26 protein-coding genes are annotated in these 26,278 nt (G+C 60.2%); 14 read left to right on the top strand and 12 right to left on the bottom strand.

Going from position 1 to position 26,278, the window contains the following annotated elements:
• The 5 genes from AB4O41_RS09305 to AB4O41_RS09325 all read left to right on the top strand — a co-directional run bounded on the left by AB4O41_RS09305 (position 1) and on the right by AB4O41_RS09325 (position 5,428).
• Complete coding sequence (locus AB4O41_RS09305; protein ID WP_460147409.1) at positions 1-933, top strand: ABC transporter substrate-binding protein; 933 nt, start codon at positions 1-3, stop codon at positions 931-933.
• Positions 930-2,831 (top strand): ATP-binding protein, encoded by a 1,902-nt coding sequence (locus AB4O41_RS09310; RefSeq protein ID WP_460147411.1) that lies wholly within the window; start codon positions 930-932, stop codon positions 2,829-2,831. The genes AB4O41_RS09305 and AB4O41_RS09310 overlap by 4 nt, the downstream gene beginning before the upstream one ends.
• 247 nt (positions 2,832-3,078) lie before the next feature.
• Positions 3,079-3,594, top strand: a complete 516-nt coding sequence (fabA, locus tag AB4O41_RS09315; protein WP_007899046.1) for a 3-hydroxyacyl-[acyl-carrier-protein] dehydratase FabA — start codon at positions 3,079-3,081, stop codon at positions 3,592-3,594.
• Positions 3,595-3,605: 11 nt separating this feature from the next.
• Positions 3,606-4,826: a beta-ketoacyl-ACP synthase I gene (fabB, locus tag AB4O41_RS09320; RefSeq protein WP_460147413.1), complete on the top strand. Its 1,221-nt coding sequence runs from the start codon at positions 3,606-3,608 to the stop codon at positions 4,824-4,826.
• A 413-nt stretch (positions 4,827-5,239) separates the two neighbouring features.
• On the top strand, positions 5,240-5,428 hold the full coding sequence (locus AB4O41_RS09325) for a hypothetical protein (protein WP_030130084.1): 189 nt from the start codon (positions 5,240-5,242) through the stop codon (positions 5,426-5,428).
• Between the two features lie 66 nt (positions 5,429-5,494).
• Here AB4O41_RS09325 and AB4O41_RS09330 read toward each other — a convergent pair whose 3' ends face one another.
• The 7 genes from AB4O41_RS09330 to AB4O41_RS09360 form a co-directional block, all read right to left on the bottom strand.
• On the bottom strand, positions 5,495-6,037 hold the full coding sequence (locus AB4O41_RS09330; protein ID WP_367374643.1) for a DUF2058 domain-containing protein: 543 nt from the start codon (positions 6,035-6,037) through the stop codon (positions 5,495-5,497).
• A 28-nt stretch (positions 6,038-6,065) separates the two neighbouring features.
• Entirely contained in the window at positions 6,066-6,899 is an 834-nt protein-coding gene (gene mazG / locus AB4O41_RS09335) for a nucleoside triphosphate pyrophosphohydrolase (RefSeq protein ID WP_460147415.1), read from the bottom strand.
• Between the two features lie 137 nt (positions 6,900-7,036).
• Positions 7,037-9,280: a GTP diphosphokinase gene (gene relA / locus AB4O41_RS09340; RefSeq protein ID WP_460147417.1), complete on the bottom strand. Its 2,244-nt coding sequence runs from the start codon at positions 9,278-9,280 to the stop codon at positions 7,037-7,039.
• Positions 9,281-9,406: 126 nt separating this feature from the next.
• Complete coding sequence (gene rlmD / locus AB4O41_RS09345; protein ID WP_460147419.1) at positions 9,407-10,759, bottom strand: 23S rRNA (uracil(1939)-C(5))-methyltransferase RlmD; 1,353 nt, start codon at positions 10,757-10,759, stop codon at positions 9,407-9,409.
• Positions 10,759-11,661 carry a cysteine synthase CysM gene (cysM, locus tag AB4O41_RS09350; protein ID WP_007899067.1) on the bottom strand — a complete coding sequence of 301 codons (903 nt, stop codon included), beginning with the start codon at positions 11,659-11,661 and terminating at the stop codon, positions 10,759-10,761. Before cysM ends, rlmD begins: the two co-directional genes overlap by 1 nt.
• A 168-nt stretch (positions 11,662-11,829) precedes the next feature.
• On the bottom strand, positions 11,830-13,260 hold the full coding sequence (locus AB4O41_RS09355; protein WP_460147421.1) for a histidine kinase sensor domain-containing protein: 1,431 nt from the start codon (positions 13,258-13,260) through the stop codon (positions 11,830-11,832).
• Positions 13,247-13,969: a response regulator transcription factor gene (locus tag AB4O41_RS09360; RefSeq protein WP_460147423.1), complete on the bottom strand. Its 723-nt coding sequence runs from the start codon at positions 13,967-13,969 to the stop codon at positions 13,247-13,249. The genes AB4O41_RS09355 and AB4O41_RS09360 overlap by 14 nt, the downstream gene beginning before the upstream one ends.
• Before the next feature lie 214 nt (positions 13,970-14,183).
• Here AB4O41_RS09360 and AB4O41_RS09365 point away from each other — a divergent pair, with 214 nt between their 5' ends.
• Both AB4O41_RS09365 and AB4O41_RS09370 read left to right on the top strand, forming a co-directional pair.
• Complete coding sequence (locus AB4O41_RS09365; RefSeq protein WP_460147425.1) at positions 14,184-16,934, top strand: response regulator; 2,751 nt, start codon at positions 14,184-14,186, stop codon at positions 16,932-16,934.
• A 74-nt stretch (positions 16,935-17,008) separates the two neighbouring features.
• Complete coding sequence (locus AB4O41_RS09370; RefSeq protein WP_460147426.1) at positions 17,009-17,992, top strand: 2-hydroxyacid dehydrogenase; 984 nt, start codon at positions 17,009-17,011, stop codon at positions 17,990-17,992.
• A gap of 11 nt (positions 17,993-18,003) precedes the next feature.
• Here the strand turns inward: AB4O41_RS09370 and AB4O41_RS09375 are convergent, their stop codons facing one another.
• Positions 18,004-18,390: a hypothetical protein gene (locus AB4O41_RS09375; protein WP_460147428.1), complete on the bottom strand. Its 387-nt coding sequence runs from the start codon at positions 18,388-18,390 to the stop codon at positions 18,004-18,006.
• Positions 18,391-18,524: 134 nt separating this feature from the next.
• On the opposite strand from AB4O41_RS09375, the gene AB4O41_RS09380 reads away from it, so the two are divergent.
• Both AB4O41_RS09380 and AB4O41_RS09385 read left to right on the top strand, forming a co-directional pair.
• Complete coding sequence (locus AB4O41_RS09380) at positions 18,525-18,959, top strand: hypothetical protein (protein WP_460147430.1); 435 nt, start codon at positions 18,525-18,527, stop codon at positions 18,957-18,959.
• Entirely contained in the window at positions 18,959-19,363 is a 405-nt protein-coding gene (locus AB4O41_RS09385; RefSeq protein WP_223487352.1) for an META domain-containing protein, read from the top strand. The genes AB4O41_RS09380 and AB4O41_RS09385 overlap by 1 nt, the downstream gene beginning before the upstream one ends.
• Positions 19,364-19,501: 138 nt before the next feature.
• Here the strand turns inward: AB4O41_RS09385 and AB4O41_RS09390 are convergent, their stop codons facing one another.
• Positions 19,502-19,969: a TlpA disulfide reductase family protein gene (locus AB4O41_RS09390; RefSeq protein ID WP_460147432.1), complete on the bottom strand. Its 468-nt coding sequence runs from the start codon at positions 19,967-19,969 to the stop codon at positions 19,502-19,504.
• 114 nt (positions 19,970-20,083) lie between these two features.
• Between AB4O41_RS09390 and arsC the strand changes: the two genes are divergently transcribed.
• From arsC to AB4O41_RS09405, 3 genes are read left to right on the top strand one after another with little or no spacing between them, the layout of a single operon-like run.
• Entirely contained in the window at positions 20,084-20,437 is a 354-nt protein-coding gene (gene arsC / locus AB4O41_RS09395) for an arsenate reductase (glutaredoxin) (RefSeq protein ID WP_030131096.1), read from the top strand.
• Complete coding sequence (wrbA, locus tag AB4O41_RS09400) at positions 20,434-21,030, top strand: NAD(P)H:quinone oxidoreductase (protein WP_008011647.1); 597 nt, start codon at positions 20,434-20,436, stop codon at positions 21,028-21,030. Before arsC ends, wrbA begins: the two co-directional genes overlap by 4 nt.
• A 1-nt stretch (position 21,031) precedes the next feature.
• Positions 21,032-21,457, top strand: coding sequence for a DUF2069 domain-containing protein (locus AB4O41_RS09405; protein ID WP_460147434.1), 426 nt, complete (start codon positions 21,032-21,034; stop codon positions 21,455-21,457).
• Between the two features lie 114 nt (positions 21,458-21,571).
• Here AB4O41_RS09405 and AB4O41_RS09410 read toward each other — a convergent pair whose 3' ends face one another.
• Together AB4O41_RS09410 and ttcA are read right to left on the bottom strand one after the other, a co-directional pair.
• Entirely contained in the window at positions 21,572-22,246 is a 675-nt protein-coding gene (locus AB4O41_RS09410; protein WP_038979464.1) for a DNA-3-methyladenine glycosylase I, read from the bottom strand.
• 144 nt (positions 22,247-22,390) lie between these two features.
• Positions 22,391-23,215, bottom strand: a complete 825-nt coding sequence (gene ttcA / locus AB4O41_RS09415) for a tRNA 2-thiocytidine(32) synthetase TtcA (protein ID WP_460147436.1) — start codon at positions 23,213-23,215, stop codon at positions 22,391-22,393.
• A gap of 428 nt (positions 23,216-23,643) precedes the next feature.
• Here ttcA and AB4O41_RS09420 point away from each other — a divergent pair, with 428 nt between their 5' ends.
• Both AB4O41_RS09420 and AB4O41_RS09425 read left to right on the top strand, forming a co-directional pair.
• Positions 23,644-24,246, top strand: coding sequence for a Yip1 family protein (locus AB4O41_RS09420; RefSeq protein ID WP_460147438.1), 603 nt, complete (start codon positions 23,644-23,646; stop codon positions 24,244-24,246).
• Between the two features lie 158 nt (positions 24,247-24,404).
• Positions 24,405-24,899 (top strand): SprT family zinc-dependent metalloprotease, encoded by a 495-nt coding sequence (locus tag AB4O41_RS09425; protein WP_460147440.1) that lies wholly within the window; start codon positions 24,405-24,407, stop codon positions 24,897-24,899.
• Between the two features lie 136 nt (positions 24,900-25,035).
• Here AB4O41_RS09425 and AB4O41_RS09430 read toward each other — a convergent pair whose 3' ends face one another.
• Positions 25,036-26,217, bottom strand: coding sequence for a CaiB/BaiF CoA transferase family protein (locus tag AB4O41_RS09430; protein WP_460147441.1), 1,182 nt, complete (start codon positions 26,215-26,217; stop codon positions 25,036-25,038).
• Positions 26,218-26,278 lie beyond the last annotated feature (61 nt).

Genomic DNA, 26,278 nt, shown 5'->3' on the forward strand with positions numbered 1-26,278 from the left:
ATGCAGCATCGCCCGTCACCGAAGACGCCAACCCTTGGCCACCTGCTGGCCGGGTTGTGTCTGGTATTTACCGGTTTGCTGTGCAGTCTGCCGGCACGGGCCGCCGACATTCTGCTGACGGGTGCCGAGGACAGCCCCGGCGTGGAGTCTTTCGTTCAGGCCCTCAGTGAATTGCGCCCCACCGACAGCGTGCGCTTCCAGCCTGTCGCCAGCCTGCCGGCACCAGGCCAACTGCCTGTCGACATCCGCCTGGTTCTGCTCGACTTGCCCAGCCTCGACTGGCGCCTGCAAGACCCTCAGGGTCCGGCAACGCTGGTGCTGCGCATCAGTCGCCTGCAAGCCCGCCAACGCTTGGGCAACGACCTTCCCCCGCATCTCAGCCTGCTCTGGAGCGATCCGCCGCTGGACCGACAGTTGCGCCTGACCCGACTGCTTCTGCCTGAGGCCCGGCGAGTCGGTGTGCTTTTCGACAGCCACAGCGAATTCCTTTTGAAAGAACTGCGTCAGGCCGCCCTGCCCCTGGGCCTTGAAGTGGTCACCGAGCGTTGGGATAACACCCATGACAGCCGCCCCTTACAGGCCCTGCTGAAAAACAGCGATGTGCTGCTGGGCCTGGACGACCCTGATGTGTACAACCCGAAAACCGTGAAAAACTTGCTGCTCAGCAGCTATGCGCGGCAACTGGCGCTGATCGGTCCCAACGCAGCCTTTGTCAGGGCCGGCAGTCTGGCCAGTACTTACAGCGACCAGAACGATTGGCTGAAGATTCTCGACGAGCTGCTCGACCGCCCCTCGAACACCTGGCCCCGCGCACTTTATCCGCAACACTTCAAGGTCTTAAGCAACCCGCAAGTGGCTCGTTCATTAAGTATTGAACCGATGAACGAAGCCTCTGTCGCAACACAGCTGGCCGAAGGAGAACGCCGCCCATGACCTTTCGTCGCGGTTGGGACATCAATACCCGCACCCAGATCATCAGCCTCGGCCCGGCCCTGCTGCTGACGTTGCTGCTGATCAGTTTTTTCACCTTCGTACGAATCCAGGACCTGCGCCAGGAACTCAATCACACCGGTCAGCTGATTGCCAATCAACTGGCGCCGGCCACCGAATACGGGGTAATTTCGGGCAACAACGAGGTGCTCGAAAGTTTGCTCAAGGCCACCCTGGCCACGCCTAACGTACGTTTTCTGGAAGTGCAGGACAGCGCCAACCGGATTCTTGTGTACGTTGAGCAACCGTCGCAAGCCCACAACCGCTCGCATCAGGTCGAAGTGTTCCAGGCACCGGTGCGTCTGCAACGCATCGCGCTCCACAATGACTTTTTTCAGAACAGTCGTACCGTCGCCAGTGCGCCGGGCGAGGATTATCTGGGCCGGGTGATCGTCGGCCTGTCCAATGACGCCTTCAACCAACGTCAACAGGAAATCCTCTTCAAGGCCGGGATCCTGGCCTTGTTCGCTCTGTTATTTACATTTTTGCTGGCTCGGCGTCTGGCCGGCAGCCTGTCGCAACCGATCCACGACATCGGCAATGCGGTCAAGGCGATCCAGAAAGGCGACTACAAAACGCCCCTGCCAATTGTCGACGACACTGAACTGGGCGCCCTGTCGCAACACATCAACAACCTTGCCCAAGGCCTTGAGCAAGCCAGTCGCGAACAGCATCAGGCCATGGCGCAATTGATCCAGACCCGCGAAGAAGCGGAGAAGGCCAACAGCGCAAAATCCGATTTTCTCGCGATGATGAGTCACGAATTGCGCACGCCGATGAATGGCGTGCTGGGCATGCTGCAACTGCTGGAAACCACCGCGATGACCGAGGAGCAGATCGAGTATGCGGCGCTGGCCTCGGAATCCACCGAACACCTGCTCAAAGTCATCAACGACATTCTCGATTTCTCGCGCATCGAGCGTTCGGAACTGGAGCTGGAGCACATTCCGTTCAACCTTGCGGATCTGATCGGCAGTTGCGCCCAGTCATTCCAGCACAGCGCGGCGCAACGCGGGCTCGACCTGCAACTGCGGATCCCCGAGGACATGCGCGTCCTGCAGGTTCAGGGCGATCCGACGCGGATCCGGCAGATCCTGGTCAATCTGGTTGGCAATGCGCTGAAATTCACCGAGCGGGGCCGCGTCACGATCGAACCGCAGTGGCAGTCCCTGGATCACGAACTGCTGTGGTTCACCTGCACCGTGCGCGACAGCGGGATCGGCATCCCGCCCGCCAGCCTGGAATTGATGTTCAACGCGTTCCAGCAGGCCGACAGTTCTATTTCAAGACGTTACGGCGGCACCGGACTGGGGCTTCCGATTGCCCGCACGCTGGCTGAGCGGATGGGCGGCACCTTGCGCGCTCAGAGCGAAGAAGGCGTTGGCTCGGTGTTCACCCTGGAAATCCCGTTGGCTCTGTATAAGCAGCCACTGCCGGTGCTGATCCCGAGAGGTCATACCGGCAATGACCACGGCGAAGGTCGCAATGTGCTGCTGGTGGAGGACAATCCGGTCAACCGCACTGTAGTTGAAGCAATGTTGCGCAGTCTGGGCTTTACTGTCAGCGTCGTCACCGATGGTGCACAAGCGGTGCGTAGTGCCGAGAGCCTGATTTTCGAAGCGATTCTGATGGACTGCCGACTGCCGGTCATCGACGGCTACGAGGCCACCCGACAGATTCGCCGATTGCCCGGCTGCGCTGACGTGCCAATCATCGCCCTGACGGCCAACGCCTTGCAGGGCGACCGCGAAGCCTGCTTATCGGCGGGAATGAACGATTACCTGGCCAAGCCCTTCAAACGCACTGATCTGCAGCAAATTCTGCAGCGATGGGTGCAGTAGTACAGGCCTTTCGGCTATCTGCGACTGGCGTGAATGACGAAAGTGCGGCAGTCTTAGGCACCCGAACAGGCCCGAAAAGGGGCTTGAATAATAATTTCAGTGCACAAGTGTACATTCATGTCCTTGGTGCTGTGACTTTCACCACAACGCAATAGTCTATGAGTAGGCTGCTGACTCGAGGCATGAACGCTTCGATCGGCCGGGAAGATTCGCCCCACCCTGCCGCATGGACTATTGAGGAGCTCGCATGACCAAACAAAACGCCTTTACCCGGGAAGACCTGCTGCGCTGCAGTCGCGGTGAGCTGTTCGGCCCAGGTAACGCGCAACTGCCCGCCCCGAACATGCTGATGGTCGATCGCATCACCCATATCAGCGAAGAAGGTGGCAAGTACGGCAAAGGTGAATTGGTCGCCGAGCTGGATATCACTCCAGACCTGTGGTTCTTCGCCTGCCACTTCGAAGGTGATCCGGTGATGCCGGGCTGCCTGGGCCTCGATGCCATGTGGCAACTGGTCGGTTTCTTCCTCGGCTGGCAAGGTCTGCCGGGCCGTGGTCGCGCCTTGGGTTCGGGCGAAGTGAAATTCTTTGGCCAGGTACTGCCGACCGCCAAGAAAGTCACCTATAACATTCATATCAAACGCGTCCTCAAGGGCAAGCTGAACATGGCCATTGCCGATGGTTCGGTGACCGTCGACGGCCGCGAAATCTATACCGCCGAAGGCCTTCGGGTCGGCGTTTTCACCTCCACTGACAACTTCTAAGGGTTATCCGCATGCGCCGCGTCGTTATCACTGGTCTGGGCATCGTTTCGTGCCTGGGCAATGACAAAGAGACCGTCTCCGCTAACCTGCGTGCAAGCCGCCCTGGCATCCGGTTCAACCCGGAATATGCCGAAATGGGTCTGCGTAGCCAGGTTTCCGGCTCCATTGACCTTCCCCTCGAAGAACTGATCGATCGCAAGATCTTTCGCTTCGTCGGCCACGCGGCGGCTTACGCCTACCTGGCCATGAAAGATGCCATCGCAGACTCCGGTCTGACCGAAGAGCAAGTTTCCAACGTGCGTACCGGCCTGATCGCCGGCTCCGGTGGCGCGTCGACCTTGAACCAGATGGAAGCGCTGGACATCCTGCGCGAGAAAGGCGTCAAGCGCGTCGGCCCGTACCGCGTCACGCGGACCATGGGCAGCACCGTTTCAGCCTGCCTGGCCACGCCGTTCAAGATCAAGGGTGTGAACTACTCGATCTCCTCCGCTTGCGCCACCAGTGCTCACTGCATCGGTAACGCCATGGAACAGATCCAGCTGGGCAAGCAGGACATCGTCTTCGCCGGTGGTGGTGAAGAAGAACACTGGAGCCAATCGTTCCTGTTCGATGCCATGGGCGCCCTGTCCACCCAGTACAACGAAACCCCGGAAAAAGCTTCCCGTGCCTACGACGCCAAGCGTGACGGTTTCGTCATTGCCGGCGGTGGCGGCATGGTCGTGGTCGAAGAGCTGGAACACGCTCTGGCCCGCGGCGCGAAGATCTACGCGGAAATCGTTGGCTACGGCGCGACCTCCGATGGCTACGACATGGTCGCCCCAAGCGGCGAAGGCGCCATCCGCTGCATGCAGATGGCCATGTCCACCATCAATGCACCGATCGACTACCTGAACACCCACGGCACCTCGACTCCGGTCGGCGACGTCATGGAAATGAAAGGTGTGCGCGAAGTGTTCGGCGACAAGGCTCCGGCCATCAGCTCCACCAAAAGCCTGTCAGGTCACTCCCTGGGCGCCGCTGGTGTTCACGAAGCGATCTACTGCCTGCTGATGATGGAAGGCAACTTCATGGCGGGTTCGGCCAACATCGACGAACTGGACCCGGAAGTGGCAGACATGCCAATCCTGACCAAGACCCGTGAAGACGCCACCATCAACACCGTGATGAGCAACAGCTTCGGCTTCGGTGGCACCAACGCCACCTTGGTGCTGAAGCGTTGGCAGGGTAAGTAATACCCCGCCGCTTCGCCGTAAACAAAACGCCCCGACTGGTTCGGGGCGTTTTTTTTGCCTGGATAAAGTAGCCAGTTAAGGCGCCAACCTGTGGGAGCGGGCTTGCTCGCGAAGACGACGGCACATTCAACATCAATGTGTCTGTCAGACCGCTTTCGCGAGCAAGCCCGCTCCCACAAGGATTGCGGTGGTCAATCCATCAGGCCGCGATTTTCTTCCTCACGAACATGAAACATTTGTCATGAAACTCAATGGCCTGCGACTGAATGTCGCGTATTTCGCGGGCTGCAGGACTTTTGCCGATTCTGCAAAAATGGGTTGCCGAACTCTGCCATTTACTTAGCCAGCTAACAAAATATATAACAAAGGCCTGCACACGCCTTGCTGCAGATAACAGAGAGGGGAGCTAGCAGATGACTGTAAAAGTAACTGAACGCGACGATTCACATATGTCCCATGAAGGCATCGCCGCCGGTATCCGCATCTGGGATGTACATCAACAAGACCTGCTGGTCGGGATGTTCCACTCCGAGACCGAAGCCCACCAATACAAGGCCGAACTGGAAACACTGGAGCAGCAGCGCGAAGCGCGCTCTGCATAATGACCGCATTGAAATCGACAAACCCCGCCATGAGCGGGGTTTGTCGTTGTTGCAGACGCTAATGGCTTACCACATCAGATCATCAGGGATCTGATAGGCCGCGTACGGATCGTCTTCGACGCTGACTTCTTCTGTCTTCACATTCAGCTGCACGATGCGCTGTGGATCGCGCTCCTGGATTTTCAGGGCCGCCTCACGCGGGATCACTTCATAACCGCCGGCGTGGTGCACGATCGCCAGGAAGCCATTGCTGAGCTGGTTGCGCATCAGGGTGTTGACGGAGATGCGCTTGACCTTCTTGTCGTCGACGAAGTTGTAGTAGTCCTCGGTGGTCAGCTTGGGCAGGCGCGAGACTTCGATCAATTGCTTGATCTGGGCGGCGCGGGCCTTCGCTTCTGCCTTCTCCTGCTGCTGACGGTTCAGCTCCTGGTCGCGCTTGACCTTCTCGGCCATGGCTTCCTGAGCGGCACGCTGCTGGGAGTCATCGAGTTCGATCTGACCTTTGTGGGCCAGACGTTGCTGCTTCTGCTTCTCTTTGCCGACCTGTTTGGCCTGCTTTTGATTGACCAGCCCTGCTTTGAGCAACTGGTCGCGAAGGGAAATGCTCATGGTGCTTATTTCTCACTTAGGCAACTGCTCAACCGCAGCTGGGCAAATTCTTTTCCTGACGTTTGGCTTCGCCCCACAAGGCGTCCAACTCTTCGAGGGTGCAATCTTCTATGGGACGGTGGGTGTCGCGCAATGCCTGTTCGATAAATCGGAAGCGTCTTTCAAACTTTGAGTTCGCGCCGCGCAGTGCGGTTTCCGGATCGACCTTAAGATGTCGCGCCAGATTGACCACGGAAAACAGCAGGTCGCCGACTTCATCGGCAATCGCTACCGCATCATTGTCGGCCATGGCTTCGAGCACCTCATCGAGCTCTTCGCGAACCTTGTCGAGCACCGGCAAGGCGTCCGGCCAGTCGAAACCGACCTGCCCTGCGCGCTTCTGCAGTTTTGCCGAACGGGACAGCGCCGGCAACGCGGCAGGCACGTCGTCGAGCAAGGACAGCTGCTGCGGCGCCGAAGACTTCTCGGCGCGTTCTTGCGCCTTGATCTCTTCCCAGCGTTGCTTGACCTGCTCTTCATTCAAACGCGGGATGTCCAGCGGCGCATACAGATCACCGGTGGGGAACACGTGAGGATGACGGCGGATCAGCTTGCGCGTGATGCTGTCGACCACGCCATCGAACTCGAAGCGCCCTTCTTCCCTGGCCAGTTGGCTGTAATAAACCACCTGGAACAGCAAGTCGCCCAACTCACCCTGCAAATGATCGAAGTCCCCACGCTCGATCGCGTCAGCGACTTCGTAGGCTTCTTCCAGGGTGTGCGGGACGATGGTGGCGTAGGTTTGCTTGATGTCCCACGGGCAACCGTACTGCGGGTCGCGCAGACGGTTCATCAGGTGCAATAGATCTTCAAGTGAATACATCTTCTATCAATCTCTGCGAGAACCTGTGGGAGCGAGCCTGCTCGCGATTGCGGAGCGACAGGCAACACATATGTTGAATGTCAGACCGCTTTCGCGAGCAGGCTCGCTCCCACAGTGGATCGGTGCAAGACATGCCATCAAGGTGTGCGATTACGCCGGGTTTCGATGATATTCGGCAACTGGGAAATCCGCCCCAGTAACCGCCCCAGCGCATCCAGCCCCGGAATCTCGATAGTCAGGGACATCAACGCCGTGTTGTCCTCTTTGTTCGAACGGGTGTTGACCGCCAGCACGTTGATCCGCTCGTTGAGCAGCACCTGGGACACGTCACGCAGCAGACCGGAACGATCGTAGGCGCGGATGATGATGTCCACCGGATAGGTGAGCACCGGCACCGGGCCCCAGCTGACCTGGATGATCCGCTCCGGCTCGCGCCCGGCCAGTTGCAGCACCGAGGCGCAATCCTGACGGTGAATGCTCACGCCACGGCCCTGGGTAATGTAACCGACGATCGCATCCCCCGGCAGCGGCTGGCAGCAGCCGGCCATCTGGGTCATCAGGTTGCCGACGCCCTGGATCTGAATGTCGCCACGCTTGCCCGGTTTGTAGCCGGTGGCTTTGCGCGGGATCAGCTCCAACTGCTCGTTGCCGCGTTCCGGCTCGACCAGTTGCTGCGCCAGGTTCACCAGTTGCGCCAGGCGCAAATCGCCTGCGCCCAATGCGGCGAACATGTCCTCGGCGGTCTTCATGTTGGCCTTCTCGGCCAGCTTGTCGAAATCCACCTGCGGCAGGCCGAGGCGATTGAGTTCGCGCTCGAGCAAGGTTTTACCGGCCGCGACGTTCTGATCACGGGCCTGCAATTTGAACCAGTGAACGATCTTCGCCCGGGCCCGCGAGGTGGTGATGTAACCCAGGTTCGGGTTCAGCCAGTCGCGGCTCGGGGTGCCGTGCTTGCTGGTGATGATCTCGACCTGTTCACCGGTTTGCAGGCTGTAGTTGAGCGGCACGATGCGCCCGTTGATCTTGGCGCCGCGGCAGTTGTGACCGATTTCGGTGTGCACGCGGTAGGCAAAGTCCAACGGTGTCGCGCCCTTCGGCAAGTCGATGGCGTGACCGTCCGGGGTAAAGATGTAGACCCGGTCCGGCTCGATATCGACCCGCAGTTGTTCGGCAAGGCCACCAATATCACCGAGCTCTTCGTGCCACTCGAGGACCTGACGCAGCCAGGAGATTTTCTCTTCGTAGTGATTGGAACTGGACTTGACGTCGGTGCCTTTGTACTTCCAGTGCGCGCACACCCCCAGCTCGGCTTCTTCGTGCATCGCATGGGTGCGGATCTGCACTTCCAGCACTTTGCCTTCAGGGCCGATGACCGCGGTGTGCAGCGAGCGGTAGCCGTTCTCTTTCGGATTGGCGATGTAGTCGTCGAACTCTTTCGGGATATGCCGCCACAGGGTGTGGACGATGCCGAGCGCGGTGTAGCAATCGCGCATTTCCGGCACCAGCACGCGAACCGCGCGCACGTCGTAGATCTGGCTGAACTCCAGACCCTTGCGCTGCATTTTGCGCCAGATCGAATAGATGTGTTTGGCCCGGCCGCTGATGTCGGCATCGACGCCGGTGGCCTGCAACTCGTCTTTGAGTTGGGTCATCACGTCGGCGATAAAGCGCTCGCGATCCAGCCGTCGCTCGTGGAGCAACTTGGCGATCTGCTTGTACTGGTCGGGCTCAAGATAGCGGAAGGACAAGTCCTCCAGCTCCCACTTGATATGACCGATACCGAGGCGGTGGGCCAGCGGCGCGTAAATGTCGAAGACTTCACGGGCGACGCGGTTGCGCTTCTCGTCGTCAGCGGTTTTCACCGCGCGGATCGCACAGGTGCGCTCGGCCAGTTTGATCAGCGCGACGCGCACGTCGTCGACCATGGCCACCAGCATTTTGCGCAGGTTCTCGACCTGGCCCTGAGTGCCCAGCACCAGGGATTGACGGGGGCTCAGGCTGGCGCTGATCGCCGCCATGCGCAACACGCCGTCGATGAGTTTGGCGACCACCGGACCGAAACGCTGGCTGACCGCCGGCAACTGGATCTGGCCTTCGCGCACGCCGCGGTACAGCACGGCTGCAACCAACGAATCCTGGTCGAGTTTGAGGTCGGCGAGAATCTCGGCGATCTCAAGGCCGGTACGGAAACTCGAGGTCCCTTCGGACCACAGATTCTTCGCCGCATTGGCTTGTTGTTCGGCCTCGCGAGCGTACTCGCAGGCTTCCTTCAAGGCTTCGCGATCCAGTGCCAGATCGACACTGACCGCATGATCGAGCCAAGCCTCGAGGTTGATACTGCCGTCCGTGTTGATCGGCTGGTGTGCTCTCACCTGTACCATCTTGCTTTACCTTCCCTACGACGCAGATTCAATGCGTCAAATCGCTGACCTTCGCTGCCCGTGTGCACTCGCGGGGCTAAGACGAAGCATGTGCACGGGCGAGTCAGTCGGACCAGACGAGCCGTCCTAGCTCGCTTCAAATAACGCCATGGCCTCGACATGTGCCGTCTGAGGAAACATATCGAGAATCCCGGCACGTTTTAACCGGTAGCCCTGCTTGATCAATTCGACCGTATCGCGCGCCAGTGTTGCCGGGTTGCACGACACATACACCAATCGTTTGGCGCCCAGCGACGCCAGCTTGCGCACCACCTCGAAAGCACCGTCGCGAGGTGGGTCCAAGAGTACCGCACAAAAGCCTTCATCGGCCCATTCGGCATCGGCCAAAGGCCGGGATAAATCGGCCTGAAAAAACTTCGCGTTATGCAGATTATTGCTGACAGCATTCGCGGTGGCCCGCTCGACCATCGCCTGCACGCCCTCCACCGCCACCACTTCGCGAACGGTTTTGGCCAGTGGCAAGGCAAAGTTGCCCAACCCACAAAACAGGTCCAGAACCCGTTCATCAGATTTCGGCGCCAACCATGCCAACGCCTGGGCGACCATCGCTTCGTTGACCCCGGCGTTGACCTGGATGAAATCTCCTGGCCGATACGCCAGGTTCAAGTCCCACTGCTCAAGGCGATAACCCAGCGACTGATCGGCCTCGACCGGTTGCGGCTCGCCGTCGCCATGCAGCCACAACTGGGCTTCATGGAACGCGCAGAATTCCTTGAGGATGGTCATGTCGGCTTCGGACAACGGCGCCATGTGCCGCAGCAATACCGCCAATGACGAACCGCTGAACAACTCCACATGCCCCAGCGCCTGAGGCTTGCTCAAGCGCCGCAGCATCTCCGGCAAGCGGCTCATGATCGGTTGCAAGGGCTGTACCAGCACCGGGCATTCGTTGATGGCGACGATGTCCTGACTGCCGGCAGCGCGGAAGCCGACTTCGAGTTTTTTCGCTTTCATGTCCCAACGCACCGCCACTCGGGCGCGACGGCGGTAGCCGAATTCCGGACCGCTCAACGGCGCTGCCCACTCTTCAGGTTCGACACCGGCAACCCGCGACAATTGCTCGGCGAGCATGCGCTGTTTCAGGGCGAGCTGTTCGTTGTGGGGCAAATGCTGCACGCTGCACCCGCCGCAGCGAGCGGCATGAGCGCACGGTGCCGGGCGGCGCAGTTCACTGGCCTGGAACACGCGCTCGGTACGCGCTTCGACCACTTTGCCGTGGGCACCCAAAACCCGCACTTCGACCTCTTCACCGGCCAATGCGCCGATAACGAACCAGGTGCGACCTTCGAAAAACGCGATACCGCGACCGTCATTGGCCAGGCGCTCGATGGTCAAGCGCTGCTTTTTGCCGGTCGGGACTTGCGGGGCCTTGCTGCCGCCCGTGGGCTGGAAGCGCAGGCCTCTCTCTTGCTTGGCCATCAGTTGGGCGCGTCGAAAATGCCGGTCGACAAGTAACGGTCGCCACGGTCGCAGATGATTGCGACGATCACCGCGTTTTCAACTTCTTTGGACAGACGCAGCATCGCCGCCACGGCACCGCCCGAAGACACGCCGCAGAAGATGCCTTCTTCGCGCGCCAGACGACGGGTCACGTCTTCGGCTTCGCTTTGCGCCATGTCGACGATCCGGTCCACGCGCTCGGCCTGATAAATTTTCGGCAGATATTCCTGCGGCCAGCGACGGATGCCCGGAATCGCCGAACCTTCCATCGGTTGCAGCCCGATGATCTGCACGTTGTCGTTCTGCTCTTTCAAGTAGCGCGAAACGCCCATGATGGTGCCGGTGGTGCCCATCGAGCTGACGAAATGAGTGATAGTGCCTTCGGTCTGACGCCAGATTTCCGGACCGGTGGTGGTGTAATGCGCCTCGGGGTTATCACCATTGGCGAACTGATCCAGAACCTTGCCGCGGCCTTCGGCTTCCATTCGCTGGGCGAGGTCGCGAGCGCCTTCCATGCCTTCTTCCTGGCTGACCAGAATCAGCTCGGCGCCATAGGCTGTCATGGCGGCTTTACGCTCGGCGCTGGAATTGTCCGGCATGATCAGGATCATCTTGTAACCCTTGATCGCGGCAGCCATCGCCAGGGCGATCCCGGTGTTGCCCGAGGTCGCTTCGATCAGCGTATCGCCGGCGTGGATCTGCCCGCGTAATTCGGCGCGGGTGATCATCGACAGCGCCGGACGGTCCTTGACCGAACCCGCCGGGTTGTTCCCTTCAAGCTTGAGCAAAAGGGTGTTGCTGGTGGCGCCAGGCAGGCGCTGCAAACGGACCAGCGGAGTGTTGCCGACGCAATCGGCGATGGTTGGGTACTGCAAGGTCATGGCGTATTCGCAATCCAGACTGCGGGGGTGCCTATCATACCGGCAAACGTGCGCAGGCCATATCACGCAAAGTAAGGAGCTTATGGCTTATGGGAATAAGGGTGGGTTTTGTGGTGGGTTGGTGAATGTCATCGCAAGCAGGCTCGCTCCTACAGGGATCAGCGTTGTTCACACAATGTGGGGCTGACACACATTCAATGTGGGAGCGAGCCTGCTCGCGATGGCGTCGTCACAGACACCATCAATATCCGCCAATAACCGCATATTCAACCGCAACCCTGCCCCGCTATTCTCCGCCCACAACCGCCCACACTGGCGCTGCACCGCATTTCTCGCGATGCTCAAACCCAATCCGAATCCACCATCCCCCGGCCGCGAACCATCGAGCCGGATAAACGGCGAAAAGATCCGTTCAAGATCCTCGTCAGCCACCCCGCCGCCCTCGTCTTCCAGCCACAGGTGCCAGAAGTCGCCATCGCGCCGACCACCGAGCGTCACGACACCGCCCCTGGGTGAATGACGAATGGCATTGCGCAGAATGTTTTCCAGCGCCTGGGCCAGGGTATTGAGATGGCCACGAACCCAGCAGGATGCATCCACTGCACAGTGCAACTGACTCGCCGGCCAGCCACTTTCATAGCAGGCGTTTTCCGTGAGCATTTCCCACAAGGCCTGGACCTGGATCGCTTCATCGGGCAACGGCGCGCGCTCGGTGTCGAGCCAGGCCAGTTGCAGGGCGTCTTCGACCAAGCGCTGCATGCCGTCGACCTCCCGGCCAATCCGTTCGCGCAGTTGCCCCAGGTTCTGCTCGCTTTCGCTGGCCACCCGCAGCCGGCTCAGCGGTGTGCGCAATTCATGGGACAGGTCGCGCAGCAGTTGCTGTTGCAGGGTCACCGTGCCTTGCAGGCGCTCGGCCATGTGATCGAAAGCCCTGCCCAGTTCACCCAATTCATCCGAACGATTGGTGGTGCGACTCGATAAACGCACAGTCAGTTGGTCGGCGCGCCAGGCGTTGGCTTGTTCGCGCAGGCTGTTCAATGGCACGACCAACAATCGATACAGCCCCACGCACAGCAGCAGGGTGAACAGCCCGGGAATCACCCCATTGGTGATCACTCGCCAAAACACTCGGTAGCGTCCAGGCATGAAACGTTGAGGCAACTCGATCACCAGGCTGCCGGCAGACGGGTCGTTGGGAAATGGAATTTTCAGCCACGGCAGGCCTTGGTGACGCCGACTCACCGGCCAATCCAGACCGCGCAAAAAGGTCAGGCGCTGGATTTCCTGGTTGGCCAGCGGATGATTACTCAGTGATTGCAAGTCGGCGCCGATGACACCGACCCAGGTCGACTCACGCTGGCCGACACGCTGCAACCAGGCATCAATGCCCGCACTCTGTTGTTCGTTCCACGCCCGCTCTGCCTCGGCGGCGTAGCGCGTCAGAGTGCCCCGGGCCTCGTCGGACAGGAACAGGTTTTTCTTTTCCATGTAGCGGCCCCAGGACCAGCTCAACCAGATCATCAGCAGACAGAACGCCACCAACAAGCAAGCCAGTTTCCAGAACAGTGAATGCCTGCCCGGCACGTCAGACCATTTCATCGGCCGCACTCAAGACATACCCCTTGCCCCAGACCGTACGCACTTCACGCTCGGTGTAACCGATGGCCTTGAGTTTGCGGCGAATCTGACTGATGTGCATGTCGAGGCTGCGGTCATGGGGCGCGTAACCGCGCTGCAACACCTGCTGATAAAGGAACGCCTTGCTCAGTACTTCATCACCGTTGCGATTCAATGTATCCAGCAACCGATATTCGCTGCGAGTCAGGCCGGCCGCGTGCCCGCCCAAAAAGACCTCGCACCGTTCATCGTCGAAACGCAGACTGTCCATCGCAGGGGCAATCGGTGCCGGCACCGGCCGCCGGTCGAGCGCCACCCGCCGCAGGATCGCCTCGATGCGCACCCGCAACTCGGCCATGCTGAAAGGTTTGGGCAGGTAATCGTCGGCGCCGAGGCGAAAACCACTGATGCGATCCGCCTCTGCGCCCAGCGCCGACATCAGCACCACCGGCGTGGAATGGCTCTGGCGCAGTTGGGTCAGCACCGCCAGGCCATCCAGCCCCGGCAACAGAATATCCATCAACACCACATCGAAGGCTTGTTGGCGGGCAATGGCCAACCCTTCCTGACCGTTCTGGCACCAGGTCACCTGAAAACCGCAGCGCCCCAGATGCTCATGGACATAAGCACCGAGTACCAGATCGTCTTCGATGGAGAGGATTCGGGGATGATTGATAGAAATGGGAGTCATGAGTATCTGCAAATAATTCTCAGTTGCTGATTATTCAAGATTGCCTCGACAGGGGCAAGCCAAGGTTTGCCCCCCGCGACCAAAGCATTGAACTGGCCGACGAACAACGACATCAATTTACGAAGATTGCCCGCATGCAAATCGCTACACTGCGCAGGTGGCGCGTGCCGGACGCATGTGCAGGTCAATAAACAGCTGGATGCGGGAGAGATGCGTGCTCAAGAAACTGGGAATTAAAGGCCGCGTGCTGTTGCTGACTCTGTTGCCGACCACCCTGATGGCGCTGGTCCTGGGCGGCTATTTCACCTGGATGCAGCAATCGGACCTGCAATCCCAACTCATGCAGCGCGGCGAAATGATTGCCGAACAGCTAGCACCGCTGGTTGCCCCGGCCATGGGTCGCAAAGACAATGACCTGCTGGAACGCATCGCCACCCAGTTCCTGGAACAAACCGACGTGCGCGCGGTGACTTTCCTCGCCCCCGACCGCACACCGCTGGCCCACGCCGGCCCGACCATGCTCAATCAGGCCCCTTTGGGCAACGGCTCACAGCTGTTGCGCCGCAGTGGCAATGACGCCACGCGTTACCTGCTGCCGGTGTTCGGCAAGCACCGCAACCTGGCCGGCGACCTGATCCCCGATGAAGCCGACCGTCTGCTGGGCTGGGTCGAACTCGAACTGTCACACAGTGGCATGTTGCTGCGCGGTTACCGCAGCCTGTTCGCCAGCCTGCTGCTGATCGGCGCAGGTCTGATCGGTGCGGCGCTGTTGGCATTGCGCATGGGCCGGACGATCAACCGGCCATTGAGCCAGATCAAACAAGCGGTGGCACAGCTCAAGGATGGTCATCTGGAAACCCGTCTGCCACCCCTCGGCAGCCAGGAGCTGGATGAACTGGCGTCCGGCATCAACCGCATGGCCGGGACCCTGCAGAACGCTCAGGAAGAATTGCAAAACAGCGTCGACCAGGCCACCGAAGACGTGCGCCAGAACCTGGAAACCATCGAAATCCAGAACATCGAGCTCGACCTGGCACGCAAGGAAGCCCTGGAGGCGAGCCGGATCAAATCCGAGTTCCTGGCCAACATGAGCCATGAAATCCGCACGCCGCTGAACGGCATTCTCGGCTTCACCCATTTGCTGCAAAAAAGCGAACTGACGCCGCGCCAGCTCGATTACCTGGGCACCATCGAAAAATCCGCCGATAGCCTGCTGGGGATCATCAACGAGATTCTCGACTTCTCGAAAATCGAGGCTGGCAAACTGGTGCTCGACCACATTCCGTTCAACCTGCGCGACCTGCTGCAAGACACCTTGAACATCCTTGCCCCGGCCGCCCACGCCAAAGAGCTTGAGCTGGTGAGCCTGGTTTATCGCGATACGCCATTGTCGCTGGTGGGCGATCCGCTGCGACTCAAGCAGATCCTCACCAACCTTGTGAGCAACGCGATCAAGTTCACCCGCGAAGGCACCATCGTCGCCCGGGCCATGCTCGAAGAAGAACATGAAGACAGCGTGCAACTGCGCATCAGCATTCAGGACACCGGCATCGGTCTGTCGAATCAGGACGTGCGCGCCTTGTTCCAGGCCTTCAGCCAGGCCGATAACTCACTGTCCCGACAACCTGGCGGCACCGGCCTTGGGTTGGTGATTTCCAAACGCCTGATCGAGCAGATGGGCGGCGAGATCGGCGTCGACAGCACACCGGGTGAAGGTTCGGAATTCTGGATCAGCCTGAGCCTGCCCAAAACCCGCGACGACGCCGAAGACCTGCCCGGCCCACCGTTGCTCGGACAGCGGGTGGCGGTGTTGGAAAACCATGAGCTGGCCCGTCAGGCCTTGCAGCATCAACTGGAGGACTGCGGCCTGACAGTCACGCCGTTCAACACCCTGGAAAGCCTGGCCAACGGCGTGACCGGCGCCCATCAGACCGATCAGGCCATCGGCCTGGCAGTGCTCGGCATCACCAGCAATGACATGCCGCCGGAGCGCCTCAACCAGCATATCTGGGACCTCGAACACCTGGGTTGCCGAGTGTTGGTGCTATGCCCGACCACCGAACTGACGCTGTTCCACCTCTCGGTGCCCAACCCCCACAGCCAGCTGCAGTCCAAACCGGCCTGCACGCGCAAACTGCGCCGGGCCTTGTCGGATCTGGTCAACCCGCGCCAGCAGCGCAGCGACCCCGGCGAGCCGCTTTCAAGCCGCGCGCCGAAGGTCCTTTGCGTCGATGACAACCCGGCCAATCTGCTGCTGGTACAAACCCTGCTCGAAGACATGGGCGCCAAGGTGCTCGCGGTGGAAAGCGGTTATGCCGCAGTCAAGGCCGTGCAGAACGAGACCTTCGACCTGGTGCTGATGGACGTGCAGATGCCCGGCATGGATGGCCGCCAGAGCACTGAAGCCATTCGCCAGTGGGAAAGCGAGCGGCATTGCACGCCATTGCCGATCGTTGCCCTTACCGCCCACGCGATGGCCAACGAAAAACGCGCGTTGCTGCAAAGCGGCATGGACGACTACCTGACCAAACCCATCAGCGAACGGCAACTGGCACAAGTGGTGTTGAAGTGGACCGGCCTGGCGTTGCGTAATCTGGGGCCGGAGCGCTCCAGCGAGAGCCACAACGGTCATGAGTTGCAGGTGCTCGATCACGATGAAGGGCTGCGCCTGGCGGCCGGCAAGGCCGATCTGGCGGCGGACATGCTGGCAATGCTGCTGGCTTCCCTGGAAGCCGACCGTGAGGCCATCCGCGTCGCCCGTGAAGCCAATGACCAGAATGCCCTGATCGAGCGGGTCCATCGCCTGCATGGGGCGACCCGTTATTGCGGCGTCCCGCAACTGCGCGCCGCCTGCCAGCGCAGTGAAACCCTGCTCAAGCAACAGGACCCGAAAGCCCCCGGTGCGCTGGAAGAACTCGAACGAGCCATCAATCGCCTGGCGGCCCAGGCGCGCATCAATGCCTGATGCAGCGCAATAACGCTGGGCGCCTTGAAGGCTAAGCTCACCGCATTCCGGTTTGAGACTTCCAGGAGCACAGCATGCGCACGATTCTTTTCAGCAGCCAGACTTACGACCGCGACAGTTTTCTGAGTGCCGACCTTCCTGTCGGCATCGAGCTGCATTTCCAGTCGGCGCGACTGAGTCTCGACACCGTGGCGTTGGCGGAGCATCACGACGTGGTCTGCGCCTTCATCAATGATGACCTCAGCGCTCCGGTACTCGAACGTCTGGCGGCGGGCGGCACACGCCTGGTTGCCCTGCGCTCGGCCGGTTACAACCATGTCGACCTGACGGTGGCGAAGCGCCTGGGGCTAGCGATTGTAAGGGTCCCGGCCTACTCGCCTCACGCGGTGGCCGAACACGCGGTGGCGCTGATCCTGGCGCTTAACCGCCGACTGCACCGTGCCTACAACCGTACCCGCGAGGGGGATTTCAGCTTGCACGGGCTGACCGGTTTCGACCTCGTGGGCAAGACCGTCGGCGTGGTCGGCACCGGGCAGATCGGCGCGACGTTCGCGAAAATCATGAACGGCTTCGGCTGCCAGTTGCTGGCCTGTGATCCTTACCCGAACCCGCAGGTCGAAGCGCTCGGCGCGCGCTACCTCAGCTTGCCGCAACTGCTGGCCGAGTCGCAGATCATCAGCCTGCATTGCCCGCTCAACGAACAGAGCAAACACTTGATCAACAGCGAGTCACTGGCGCACATGCAGCCAGGCGCGATGTTGATCAATACCGGGCGCGGCGGTCTGGTGGACACCCCGGCGCTGATCGATGCGTTGAAGGACGGCCAATTGGGCTATTTGGGGCTGGATGTGTATGAAGAAGAAGCGCAGCTGTTCTTCGAGGATCGCTCCGACCTGCCGCTGCAGGACGATGTGCTGGCGCGCTTATTGACCTTTCCGAACGTCATCATTACGGCGCACCAGGCCTTCCTCACCCGTGAAGCGTTGGGCGCGATTGCCGCGACCACACTGCACAACATCGCGGCCTGGGCGGCCGGTTCGCCACAGAATCAGGTTTAGTGCTGATCGGCTCAGGCCTTGGACAAAAGGTACATAAACGCCAGCCAGCCGAAGCCCAAAAAGCGCTGCCCCAGCGAATGCCCGCGACGCAGCAGGAACCAGACAAAGAACGGCGGAAGCAAGAAAATCATCAATTTCAGCCAGAGTTCCACCGGACGCGGCCCGCCGGGTGCCGGTGCCGGGATCTCTGCCTCGACTTCGGCTTTACGTTTGCGCCCGAAAGCGGCCGGGGTCACCCTGGGCACGTTCTCATTGGTCGGTAAACGCCCGAAAGAAAGAGGCGCCTGCGTTGCCGTCGACGTGGCGGCTTCTGCCACCGCAGGTGCACCGCAATGAATGCAAGCAGGCGCCGTGGAACTGATGCGTTGCTTGCACTCAAAACATTCGATCAACGCCATTTCCATTCCTTAGAGATGCAAAAGTGGCAGTGTGCCACGACTCGGTAGGTAATTCGAACCAGATCGAAGGTCACATGCCCGCGCCATGCTGCGTTCATGCCCGTGCTAGCATATCGCGCATATTTGGAGGACCCATGGTCGAACACGATTTCCGCTACAGCCTGATGAACCCGCAACACACCCTCACCGAATGCCGCGCCCTCGTGCCGGGGCGTTATCAAGTCACCGGCAACGGCGGCTCGATTCGTAATAACGACGTGCTGGTAGTGACCCTTAAAGGCAGCAAGGACTTGTCCATGCGCCTGACCGTCGAAACGGTTCGCCATCTGATCAACCCGCCGGGCCAATGGGTCGCGGTGGCCAGTGGTCCGGTGTTCGGCGAACTGGCGATCCACACCTGGAAAGTCAACTGCGACAGCTGCGCCAAAGAGCTGAACTTTGAGTTCGCGGTCGACGCCAAGCTGGGCAACAAGGCGGAAAAACCGGCGGCCACTGCACGGATTGCCGAGCTGGGTTGGGCCACTGTTGCTGACAAGCACCTGTGCAAGAAGTGCCAGGAGCCTGCGTGATGAAACGCCTTGCTCTGAGCGCCATGGCTGGCGCCAGCCTGTTGGGCTGCGCCGCCGAACCGGTGCAATTGCAACACAACCGCAGCTACATTCTGGAGTGGATCGGCGAGCGTCCGCTGATGGACTACAGCCACCTGACCATCACCCTCGATGAAGACGGTCGGGCCTATGGCAATGGCGGCTGCAACCACTGGTTCGCGCCGTATACCCTGGAAGGCGACAAGCTGAGCTTCGGCAAGATCGGCAGCACCCGCAAAATGTGTGCGCCGGCGTTGATGGAGCAGGAAAAACGCTTCCTGCAGGCGCTGGAAAACGTGCAGCGCTGGGACGTCTCGCCGATCGAGCAGATGCGTTTCTGGCCGGCCGAAGGCAAGCCGTTGCGTTGGTGGCTTGAAGAGGGTTGATGCCTCTAACAGATCGTTCCCACGCTCCCGCGTGGGAATGCATCAAGTGACGCTCTGCGTCACAGGGACGCGGAGCGTCCCGGGCGGCATTCCCACGCAGAGCGTGGGAACGATCATTCATCATTCAGCGCCCCCCGTTCAGTTAATCGCCTGCAACGCCTCAAGCTTCGCCATCACCCCCGCCGCCGTCTGCTCCCCCATCAACTGTTCCCGCACCTTGCCCTTGTTATCGATGATGTAAGTCACTGGCAGCGCTTCACTGCGCGGCAATTCGAAAAGGTCGGCCGGATCCTGCGCCAGCACGGTGAAAGCGATCCCCAGTTTCTCGCTGGCACTTTTCAGCTCTTCGCCCTGCACATTGTCGAAATTGACCCCGAACACCCCGATCTTCTTGCCCTTGAGCTGCTCGGCCAGCACGTTCAACTCGGGAATCTCGGTACGGCACGGGCCGCACCATTCGGCCCAGTAATTGAGCACCAGCCATTGTTTGTCCAGACGCTCGGCGGCGACTTTGCGACCATTTTGGTCGGTGCCATAGTCGTTGCCGCAGCCCCCCAGCAATAACGCCCCCATGATCGCCAATGCCGCTGCCAGTCGCCTTGTCATGTCTCGATCCTTGTCAAAAATAGAATGCACCTGCGACCCATCACCTCCCAAGGTTCTGGATTACGCGCCGCACAGTTAGAATAGCCGCCACCTTACGCAAGATGCGACCCGCACATGACCGATCTGACGCTTTATCACAACCCGCGCTGCTCGAAATCCCGCGGTGCGCTCGAACTGCTCGAAGCCCGTGGCGTGGCCCCAACTGTGGTCCGCTACCTGGAAACCCCGCTGGACGCCGCGCAAATCCAGAGCCTGCTGAGCAAGCTCGGCATCAGCGCCCGGCAACTGCTGCGCACCGGCGAGGACGAGTACAAAACCCTCAACCTGGCCGACAGCAGCTTGAGCGAAGCGCAATTGATCGCCGCCATCGCCGCGCACCCGAAACTCATGGAGCGTCCGATTCTCGAAGTCGGCGACAAAGCGATCATCGGCCGTCCGCCGGAGAATGTGCTGGAGTTGCTGCCGTGAGTGCGCCGTACATTCTGGTGCTGTATTACAGCCGCAGCGGCTCGACCAATGAAATGGCCCGGCAGATCGCCCGTGGTGTCGAGCAGTCCGGTATGGAGGCGCGCCTGCGCACCGTGCCGGCGATCTCCACTGAATGCGAAGCCGTGTCGCCGGACATTCCCGATGAAGGCGCGCTGTACGCCAGCCTCGACGACTTGAAGAACTGTGCCGGCCTGGCCCTCGGCAGCCCGACCCGGTTCGGCAACATGGCTGCACCGTTGAAGTACTTTCTCGATGGCACCAGCAATCTGTGGCTGACCGGCGCCCTGGTGGGCAAACCGGCCGGGGTCTTCACCTCCACCGCGAGCCTGCATGGCGGCCAGGAAACCACGCTGCTGTCGATGATGTTGCCGTTGCTGCACCACGGCATGCTGATCACTGGCCTGCCTTACAGCGAGTCGGCGCTGCTGGAAACCCGCGGTGGCGGCACGCCTTACGGCGCCAGCCATCACGCCGGGGCCGATGGCAAAAGCGGTTTGAATGAACACGAAGTTGCGCTGTGTCGGGCATTAGGCCTGCGGTTGGCGAAGACTGCGCAAAAGTTGGTGAGCTGATATGGCCAAAAAGCCGAAGATTCTGCCTTCCATCGAATGGCTCGAACCGCGAGTACGGGCAATGCGCGTCATCAGCCTGCTGTGCTTTTTCGGCCTGGTGGGACTGCTCTGCGCCTACTACCTGATATTCGCCGACCTGCACGGCGCGCGGCCTTGGGTGATTCTGCTGATCGAACTGGTGCCGCTGCTATTGCTGGCGCCGGGGATGATCGTCGGCAGCGCCCGTGGGCATTCGTGGATGTGCTTTGTGGTGAACCTGTATTTCATGAAGGGCGCATTGGCCGCGTATGACCCGAACCGGCAGTTGTTCGGTTTACTGGAAATGGGCGCGAGCCTGGCGGTGTTTTGCTCGGCCATGTTGTATGTGCGCTGGCGGTTTCAGCTCAATCGCAAGTTGGCGGGAGAAGACGAAACCTCCGTCGCCTGACATACCGCCATCGCGGGCAAGCCCGCTCCCACAGGATCTCTGTTGAAACACAAATGTGTGATCGACGCAAAAACGTGTGGGAGCTGGCTTGCCTGCGATTGGGGCAACCCGGTCTCAATGATTCACGGTGTAAGCCAGCATCATCGAAATCTGGCTCATCGGCCGCCCACCGCTCTCTTCATGCCACTGGTTGAACGCAGCCTGCACCGTGGCCATGTCCCGCAGACTGGTCGGCACCTTGTCGACGATCTTCTGCGCACTCAGCGCTGCCACCACGTCGTAGCTCGGCACGAAGGTGTCCTTGCCGACCATCCGCAAGAATCGCGGGGCCGATAACCCGCCCAACTGATGCCCGTGTTTTTTCAGGTAAGTCCACAAGCCGACGATATCGGTCACCGGCCATTCGGCGATCAACGCGCCAAAACTGCCCTTCTCATGGGCTACGTCCAGAATGAACTGCGCATTGCGTGGCACGCTCTTGAGCTTGCCCAGATGGCGGATGATCCGCGCATCCTGCATCAAGCGCTCCAGATGCTCAGCGCTCATCAGCACGACTTTTTCCGGGTCGAACTTGAAGAACACCTCTTCGAACGCCGGCCACTTGGCGTCCACCAGGCTGTGCTTGAGCCCGGCGCGGAACACCCGCAACGCCATGGTCGAGAGGTAGCGGTCGTCGCTGATCTTGCGCAATTGCGCCGGGGTCTTGGGAACGGGCAGATGGGCTTCCAGTTCAGCCGCCGAACCGAAGCGGTTCAAGCAGTACTCGTTCAGCCACTTGTAGTCGCGCATGCCCTCTCCTGAGGATTGAAATGAAAACGGCGCCTGCGAGCGATAAAGTGTGGGAGCGGGCTTGCTCGCGAAAGCGGTGTGCCATTCAACATGAATGTCGGCTGACACTACGCATTCGCGAGCAAGCCCGCTCCCACATATTGCTCAGAGGTTGACCACGTTGACGAACCGCGAAGCCGCCGTTTCATCGATCTTGAGGTTGGTGAAGTCAAACAGGTTACGGTCCGCCAGTTGCGACGGGATCACGTTCTGCAAACTGCGGAAAATGCTTTCGGTACGGCCCGGGGCCTTGCGTTCCCAGTCCTGCAGCATCTCTTTAACCACTTGGCGTTGCAGGTTTTCCTGGGAGCCGCAGAGGTTGCACGGGATGATCGGGAATTGTTTGAAATCCGAGTAGGCCTGAATGTCTTTTTCGTTGCAGTAGGCCAGCGGGCGGATCACCACGTTGCGACCGTCGTCGGCGCGCAGCTTCGGCGGCATGGCCTTGAGCGAACCGTTGAAGAACATGTTCAGGAAGAACGTCTCGACGATGTCGTCGCGGTGGTGACCGAGGGCCATTTTGGTCGCGCCGATTTCATCGGCAAAGGTGTAGAGCGTACCGCGACGCAGGCGCGAGCACAGCGAGCAGGTGGTTTTTCCCTCAGGAATAAGCTCCTTGACCACCGAATAGGTGTCTTTCTCGACGATGTGGTACTCGATGCCCAGTTCTTTGAGGTAAGCCGGCAGCACGTGCTCGGGAAAGCCTGGCTGCTTCTGGTCCATGTTCACGGCCACGATCTCGAACTTGATCGGGGCGACCTTCTGCAAATGCATCAGCACGTCGAGCATGGTGTAACTGTCCTTGCCACCGGACAGGCAGACCATGACCTTGTCGCCATCTTCAATCATATTGAAATCGGCGACAGCCTCACCGGCCTGGCGGCGAAGGCGCTTTTGCAGTTTGTTCTGGTTGACCGTAAGAGTGCCCATGACGCGAAATCCGTGAGGTGTGACGAAAGGCCGGCATTTTACGCAAAAACCCTTTCGGGGCGAAGCCTGCACTTATATGACTTGAGCATACCCCTGTGGCGAGGGAGCTTGCTCCCGCTCGGCTGTGCAGCAGTCGCAAAACCTGCCGCCGCCGGTTTGCCTGATATGACTGGGGTGGATGTCTTGGGGCCGCTTCGCGCCCCAGCGGGAGCAAGCTCCCTCGCCACAGGGTTCGGCACAGACCCGGCGGCGATTAACAAGACTGTTTACAGCGCGATTTGCTCTAAGGCCCTCGCACTATTGGCGGTAACTCCTTTCTATACTGCGGCATAAGGTCGCACACGTATTCAGACCTGTACTTACCTGGCCACTTTGGCCCGTAAGCGCTCCGCTGGGGGGCGATGGCAACAACAAGAGGAGTGACTGGCATGATCCATCACGTAGTGGGGCTCTTCACCCACCCTGACCAGGAATGGAAAGAAATCCGTGGCGACCAGGAGGAAAGCATCAGCCACATGTACCTCACGCACACCCTGATTCTGGCGGCGATCCCCGCTATATCAGCGTTCATCGGCACCACGCAGGTCGGTTGGGTCATCGGTAGCCGGGCGCCGGTGATGCTAACCACGGAAAGCGCACTTTGGATGACCGTCATGTCGTACCTGGCGATGCTGGGGGGTGTTGCGGTGATGGGCGCCTTCATCCACTGGATGGCACGCACCTATGACGCCAACCCGAGCCTGGCACGCTGTGTCGCATTCGCCACGTACACCGCGACTCCGTTGTTCATCGGCGGCCTGGCGGCGTTGTACCCGCATATGTGGCTGGGAATGATCGTCGGCACCGCAGCCATTTGCTACACGGTGTACCTGCTGTATGTGGGCCTGCCAACGTTCATGAATATTCCATCGGACGAGGGATTCCTGTTTTCAAGCTCGGTGCTCGCCGTTGGATTGGTGGTGCTGGTGGCGATCATGGCGTTCACCGTAATTGTCTGGGGGCTCGGCGTAGGGCCGGTCTATACGAATTAGCCACATAACAACCAAAAACACGATCTGCCAACACAGGCCGCCGCAAGGCGGCCTTCTACTCTCTAAGAATGAGCAGGAGCAACGACCATTCGGCGCCTGAGCGATTCGCAAGTCCCGAGGGTTGCGGCATACTCGACGTCTCTGGAGATCCATCAAGCATGCCCGAGCAACTCAATACCCGCGTCGAAGACTGTTTCCAACAAGCCGAATCCTTTTTCAAACGACCTTTCAAACGCCCCGTGGTGAGCCTCAAACTGCGCGGACAAAAAGCCGGTGTCGCGCATTTGCACGAGAACCTGCTGCGCTTCAATCCGCAGCTGTACCGGGAAAACACCGAAGACTTCCTCAAGCAGACCGTGGCGCATGAAGTCGCGCATCTGATCGCCCATCAACTGTTCGGCGACCGCATCCAGCCTCATGGCGAAGAGTGGCAACTGATCATGCGCGGTGTTTACGAATTGCCGCCCAACCGCTGCCACACCTACGACGTCAAACGTCGCAGCGTGACCCGCTACATCTACAAATGCCCGTGCGCCAACAGCGATTTCCCGTTTTCGGCGCAACGTCATGGTTTGGTGAGGCAGGGGCGGCGGTATTTGTGCCGGCGGTGCAGAAGTACGTTGGTGTTCAGTGGGGAAATGCGGGTCGAGTAAGTTAGATATGTGGTGTTTCGGCCGGCCTCATCGCGGGCAAGCCCGCTCCCACAGTGGTCGGATTCGTTCACAAATTTTGTAATCAAAACTGATCCCTGTGGGAGCGGGCTTGCCCGCGATGGGGCCGGGACAGACGCTAGATAATCACCTTGGCAAGCCGCAATTCTTCAATCCGCTCAACACTAAACCCCAACTCCCCCAACACCTGATCCGTATGCTCACCCAGCCCCGCACCGATATGCCGTGGCTCAGGCAACCCATCCGAAAACTTCAACGGGCAAGCCATCTGCGCCTGAGTCGAACCATCGCCTCGCGGCACTTCGGTGACCAGTTCCCGGGCCTGTAACTGCGGGTGCCGGAGCGCTTCTCCCAGGCTCAACACCGGCTCGACACACGCATCGAGTTCGGCAAACAACGCGCACAACTCGCCAAAGTCATATTTTTCGAATTCAACTTTCAACGCCTCCTTGAGTGCCTGTTGCCGGGCGGGTATGGGTGACAAGCCTTGGGCCGCCAGTTCCTCCACCCCCAGCGCCGTACACAGCTGCTTCATGAACGCCGGCTCCAGACTGCCCACCGACAACCAGCGTCCATCGCGCGAACGGTAGTAGTCATAGAAGCTACCGCCGTTAAGCATCTGCTCTTCCCTGCCCGGCTCCACGCCACAGGCCAGGTACCCGGCACCGGCCATGGCGTTCAGGCTGAAGGCGCAGTCGGTCATGCTCACATCCAGATGCTGCCCCTGCCCTGTCTGTTGCCGCGCGATCACCGCTGCCAGCAGGCCGATCACCCCGTGGAGCGAGCCACCGGCGATATCCGCCACCTGCATGCCCAACGGCACCGGGCCGCTGTCGGCGCGACCGGTGTAGCTCGAAAGCCCCGCCAACGCCAGGTAGTTGATGTCGTGACCGGCGCGATCCTTGTAGGGGCCGGTCTGGCCATAACCGGTGATCGACACATAAATCAGCTTCGGATTGATCGCCTTCAAGGCTTCATACCCCAAACCGAGCCGGTCCATCACGCCGGGACGAAACTGCTCCAGCACGATGTCGTGGTCCCGCAGCAACTGCTTGATCACCTCCAGCGCCTCGGGCTGCTTGAGGTCCAGGGCCAGGCTGCGTTTGTTGCGGTTGAGGTACGCGTGGCTGGCCGACACGCCTTGATCATGCGGCGGCAATACTCGCAGCAGGTCCATGCGGGTCGGCGATTCGATGCGCAGCACCTCGGCGCCCATGTCTGCCAGCAGCAACGAGGCGAACGGCCCCGGCAGCAGTGTCGAGAAATCCAGAACCTTGAGTGATGCCAGTGGACCGAGCATGAGCGTTCTCCAGTGCAATCCCCCAAGCCTAGGCAGCCGAGGACATTGCAGCAATCACCTT

This window comes from Pseudomonas sp. S2_A02 (assembly GCF_054668495.1).